Annotated in this window: 5 protein-coding genes; 1 reads left to right on the plus strand and 4 read right to left on the minus strand. The window is 71.0% G+C overall.

Annotation, left to right across the window (positions count from 1 at the left end; all coding sequences use genetic code 11):
* The 4 genes from HKK72_RS35720 to HKK72_RS35735 form a co-directional block, all read right to left on the minus strand.
* Positions 1-1,074: ABC transporter ATP-binding protein (locus HKK72_RS35720; protein WP_187238824.1), on the minus strand; the 1,074-nt coding region annotated here is incomplete at its 3' end.
* An 8-nt stretch (positions 1,075-1,082) separates the two neighbouring features.
* A complete protein-coding gene (locus HKK72_RS35725) occupies positions 1,083-1,925 on the minus strand; it encodes an ABC transporter permease (RefSeq protein WP_187238825.1) in 843 nt (280 codons plus the stop codon).
* Positions 1,913-2,806 carry an ABC transporter permease gene (locus tag HKK72_RS35730; RefSeq protein ID WP_187238826.1) on the minus strand — a complete coding sequence of 298 codons (894 nt, stop codon included), beginning with the start codon at positions 2,804-2,806 and terminating at the stop codon, positions 1,913-1,915. Before HKK72_RS35730 ends, HKK72_RS35725 begins: the two co-directional genes overlap by 13 nt.
* Positions 2,807-2,813: 7 nt before the next feature.
* The gene (locus tag HKK72_RS35735) at positions 2,814-3,971 is read right to left on the minus strand and encodes an ABC transporter substrate-binding protein (protein ID WP_187238827.1); all 1,158 of its coding nucleotides are present in this window, start codon (positions 3,969-3,971) and stop codon (positions 2,814-2,816) included.
* 275 nt (positions 3,972-4,246) lie between these two features.
* Between HKK72_RS35735 and HKK72_RS35740 the strand changes: the two genes are divergently transcribed.
* A complete protein-coding gene (locus HKK72_RS35740) occupies positions 4,247-5,041 on the plus strand; it encodes a GntR family transcriptional regulator (RefSeq protein ID WP_187238828.1) in 795 nt (264 codons plus the stop codon).
* The last annotated feature ends 46 nt before the right edge of the window (positions 5,042-5,087 follow it).

The following is a 5,087-nucleotide window of genomic DNA, read 5'->3' on the forward strand; positions in this document are numbered from 1 at the left end:
CAGCGTCACCGCGGCCCCGGGGGCCAGCGCGGCCGAGTCGTAGGTCGGCAGGTCGGCCTTGACGGCGGTGCCGTCGGGAAGCCGCATGGTCAGCCGGGTGACGGCGCCGAGGAACGCGCTGGCCACGACCCGCGCGTCGCTCTCGGGGTCCGCGCTCACCTGAACGGCCTCGGGGCGTACGAGCACGTCCACCTCGGGTCCGGCGGGCGCGACGCCGTCGATCGGCAGGCGCCGGCCCAGTACCTCGACGGTACGGCCGTCGCCGGTGCGGCCGGGGATGTGGTTCATGGTCCCGACGAACTCGGCGACGAACGCGGTGGCGGGCCGTCCGTACAGCTCGGCGGGGGGCGCGCACTGCTCGAGCCGGCCGCCGCGCATCACCGCGACCCGGTCGGCCATGGACAGCGCCTCCTCCTGATCGTGTGTCACGAACAGGGTGGTGATGCCCAGCTCCTGCTGCAGGCGCCGGATCTCCTCGCGGAGCGTGAGCCGTACCTTGGCGTCCAGCGCGGACAGCGGCTCGTCCAGCAGCAGCACCCGCGGGCGCAGCGCGAGTGCCCGGGCGAGTGCGATGCGCTGCTGCTGGCCACCGGACAGCTGGTGCGGGTAACGGTCACCGTGGGCGGGCAGGCCGACGAGTTCGAGCAGCTCGGCGGCGCGGGCGCGTCGCTCGGCCGCGCCGACCCTGCGCATGCGCAGCCCGAACGCGACGTTGTCCAGGGAGCTCAGATGCGGGAAGAGGCTGTAGGACTGGAAGACCATTCCGGCGTCGCGGCGATGGGCCGGCACGGCGCTGACGTCCCGGCCGTCCACCAGGACCTGGCCGGAGTCGGGGTGCTCGAAGCCGGCCAGCATCCGCAGGGCCGTGGTCTTGCCGCAGCCCGAGGGGCCGAGCAGCGCCAGCAGCTCGCCGGGGTGAACGGTCAGGTCCAGGCCGTCCAGGGCGACGGCGGCGCCGAAGGCCCGGCGCAGCGAACGGAACTCCACGGTCGCCGCGGAGCCGTCCGCCTGCTCGCCGAGCCGGCCGGCGGACGGCCCGGCGGACGGCGGGGTCGCGGGGGCGAGGTTCGTCATGGCGTCTGTCACTCCTTGGTGCTGGTACGAGAGGAAGTGCGTCGTCCGCCGACGGCGGCCAGCATCAGCAGCAGCGTCCAGGTGAGCAGCAGGCTGAGCACCGAGACGGCGACCGAAAGCTGCGCCTGCGATCCGCTGACCGTGACGATCCACACGGCGAAGGGCTGGAAGCCGAGCAGCTGGGCGACGGTGAACTCGCCGAGGACCAGCGCGAGGGTGAGGAACGAGGCGTTGAGCAGGGCCCCGCGCAGGTTGGGCAGTACGACGCGCACGAGGGCCTGCGGCCAGCCGGCCCCGCAGCTGCGGGCGGCCTCGACCAGGGTGCGCACGTCGACCGCGCGCAGTCCGGCGTCCAGCGCCCGGTAGACGAACGGCAGCGCCATCACCGTGTAGGCGAGGACGAGCACGGCGGGGAAGGACGGATTCTGGATCGCCACGAACGTCTGGAAGAACGGCGTGGCGGCCAGGTGATCGGGCCCCCAGCGCAGCACGGTGCCGATCCCGGCGACGAACGCGATCGGCGGCACCACCAGCGGCAGGGAGCAGACCACCTCGACGAGCGGCCGCAGCCGGGGTGCGCGCAACCGCAGGGCGACCATGGCCGGCACCATCAGCAGCAGCACGATGGCGATGGTGGCCGCCGCCAGTTCCAGGGAGAGCCGCAGGCTGGTGAGGAAGCCCGCCGTCCCGAAGATCTGCTGGTAGGCGTCCGTGTTCAGGCCCTTGCCGGGGACGTCCACCGTGAAGATCGCGGAAGCGGTCAGGGGGAGCAGGAAGTACACCGCGCTGAAGGCGAGTATCGCCGCCCGCCACGGGCGGGCACGGGTGGCGTGCGGGGTCAGGCGAGCCATCGCGAGCTCCGTCGTTGCAGGGGCAGGTACACGGCCATCACCAGGCCCGCGACCACGATCATGTCGAGGCTGAGGGCCAGCGCGACGTTCTCCTGGCCGACCAGCACATTCCCGGAGATGGCGTTGGCGATCTGCAGGGTGACGAGCGGCACCGAACTGCCGACCATGGCCGCGGCCGTGGCGTAGGCGGCGAACGCGCTGCCGAAGAGCAGGACGAGGCCGCCGAGCAGCGACGGAGCGAGCACCGGCAGGGCGACGTGCCGCCAGTACTGCCCGTTCGTCGCGCCGTTGTTCTGGGCCGCCTCCCGCCACTGGGAGCGCAGCCCGTCGAGGGCGGGCGTGATGGTGAGCACCATCAGCGGGATGAGGAAGTACAGATAGGTGATGGTGAGGCCCCAGAAGCTGTACAGGCTCCATCCGAGGTCGGTCAGGCCCAGCCCGCGGGTGAGCACGCCCGAGTTCCCGAGGGTGGCGACGAAGGCGAACGCGAGCGGGACACCGCCGAAGTTGGCGAGGACTCCCGAGGCGGTCAGTACGGCTTCACGCAACGCGCGGAACCGGGAGGTCACCACGGCCTGGGCGAGCAGCAGCCCGAGTACCGCGGCGATCACCGCGGAGACGGCGGACAGCTTGATGCTGCCGAGCAGGGCGGTCAGGTAGGCGCCGTGCAACGACGCGGTGAAGTTGGCGGAGCCGTACGAGGGGTTTCCGCCGGTCGCGTCCTTGACGGTGAAGGCGCCGTGCAGCATGGCCAGGACGGGGACCCCGAAGCTCAACGCGGTGAACACGAGCAGGGGGGCCACCGCCAGCCAGCTCGCCGAGCGGCGCCGCGGGACGGCGACCGGCTCGGCGGCCGGCGAGAGGGCGGGAGCAGTGGTCATGGGAGTGTCATCCGGAGACGGCGTGGCCCCAGCCCTGGGCCAGGTCCTGCTTGGCCTTGGTCTGCTGGGCGTCAGTGGGGAACGTCGGGGTGCCGGTGACCTGGGGCAGCTTGGCCGCGGCCGTCTTGTCCAGGGTGCCGTCGGCCTCCATGGCCGGCATCAGCGCGGGACGGGCGTAGCCGTGGAGGAACAGGTTCTGTCCCTCGGCGCTGTAGAGGTACTCCTGCCACAACCGGGCCACGGCCGGGTGCGGGGCGTCCTTGTTGATCGCCTGCGAGTAGTACTGGGCGAACTGGCCGTCCGTCGGAACCGCGACCTGCCAGTCCACGCCCTTGCTCTCGAACTCGTCGGCGTAGCTGGCGTTGAGGTAGTCCCAGTCGATGGTGATCGGGGTCTCACCCTTCTCGACCGTGGCCGGGGTGGACTCCACCGGGCTGTAGTTGCCGTTCTTCTTCAGTTTGGTGAAGAACTCCAGGCCGGGCTTGATGTCGTCGAGGGAGCCGCCGTTCGCCAGGGCCGCCGCGTAGACGCCGCCGAAGGCCGAGCCCGACTTGGTCGGGTCGCCGTTGAGCGCGACCTGGCCCTTGTACTTGGGCTGGAGGAGATCGGCGAAGGTCTTGGGGCACGGGTCGACGCGCTTGGCGTCGCAGCCGATGGAGATGTAGCCGCCGTAGTCGTTGTACCAGCGCGCTTGGGCGTCCTTCTGCTGTGCGGGGATCTTGTCGAACGAGGCGACCCGGTACGGGGCGAGCAGACCCTGCTGGGCGGCGCTCAGCGCGAACGAGCTGCCGAGGTCGACGACGTCGGGGGCGCGATCCTGGCCCTTGCGAGAGGTGATCGCGTTGATCTCGTCCTGGCTGCTGCCGTCCGGGCTCTCGATGTTGATCTTGATCCCGTACTTCTTGGTGAACCCGTCGATCAAGGCGCCGTAGTTGGCCCAGTCCCGCGGAAGGGCGATCGCGTTGAGCGTGCCCTCCTTCTTCGCCGCGGTGACGAGGGCGTCCATGCCGCCGACGTCGGCTGCGGAGGTCGCGGTGGCGGTGCTCTTGCCACCGGCCGCGACCTCGGTCTGCGCCGACGGAGCGGCGCCGCAGGCGGTCAGGGCGATCGCGGCGGCTGCGAGGCCACCGGCGATGCCGGCCAGCCTCGAAAAGGACACAGTCACTGTTTCTCCTGGGGGTGTTGCCCATCAACTGGGCGATGTCGATCAACTTGTTTGAACAAGTTGGCCCCAGTAAGCCCGCCGTTGATGTCCTGATCGTGAATACGGGCAGAACCCCGCAGTGCCATCAGTGGACACTCGGCACCCTTCTGGCCATGTGGTTGGCCGGAAGTGGACCAAGGAGGGGTGGCGCGGACGACGACCGGCACCGGCTCCCATACGCTGTTGGCGCTACGTGGATTGTGCGCAGAATCTGGGTCGGAGCGAGAGGGAGGCCGGTGGCGGCGCGACATGAGGAGATAGCCGAGGAACTCCGGCGGGCGATCGACCGTGAGGAGTACGTGGTCGGCGCGCTCATGCCCTCGGAGGCCGAACTCGCGGCCCGATACGAGGTCTCCCGCGGCACCGTACGCCAGGCGGTCGCGGCACTGACCGCCGAAGGGCTCATCGGCTCCCGGCAGGGGGCCCGGCGGGTGGTGCTGGCCGGCCAGCGCAGCCAGAGTTTCGCCGAGCTGCGCAGTTTCGCCCAGTGGGCGCGCGCCATGGGCCGCAGCGCGACGGGATCGGTGGTGTCGGCCGGGCGCCGGCCCTCGACACCCGAGGACGCGGCCCGGCTGAACCTGCGCACCGGCACCGAGGTGCTGCACGTGCTGCGCGTACGGGGGCTGGACGGTGAGCGCGTGCTCGTCGAGCGGACCGTCTACGCGGACTGGATCGCCCCGGCCGTCGAGCGCATCGAGCCGGACTGCGAATCGGTCACCCAGCGGTTGTACGAGGACACGGGACTGGTCTTCGCCTATGGAGAGCATCTGATCGACGCGGTGTCGGCCGGCACGGCGGACGCCGAACTGCTCGGCGTCCGCCGCACGAGCCCGCTGCTGCGCGTGCGGCGGGTCACCACCACCCAGACCGGTCGGCCCGTCGAGTGGTCCGACGACCGCTACCGGTCGGACGCCGTCAACTTCAGCGTCCACAACTCGATCGGCTCCAACCCGCTGGCCCGGCAGGCGGGGCCGGGTCTGGAGACCGTCGAGAACCGTCGTGGTGAGCGGGGCGATCCCACCGGAGGGTGACCCGGCTCGCTCAGGTACGCCGGTTCGAATCGGTGGAGTTCTTCTG

It is taken from the genome of Actinomadura sp. HBU206391, assembly GCF_014323665.1.
GTDB lineage: Bacteria > Actinomycetota > Actinomycetes > Streptosporangiales > Streptosporangiaceae > Actinomadura_C.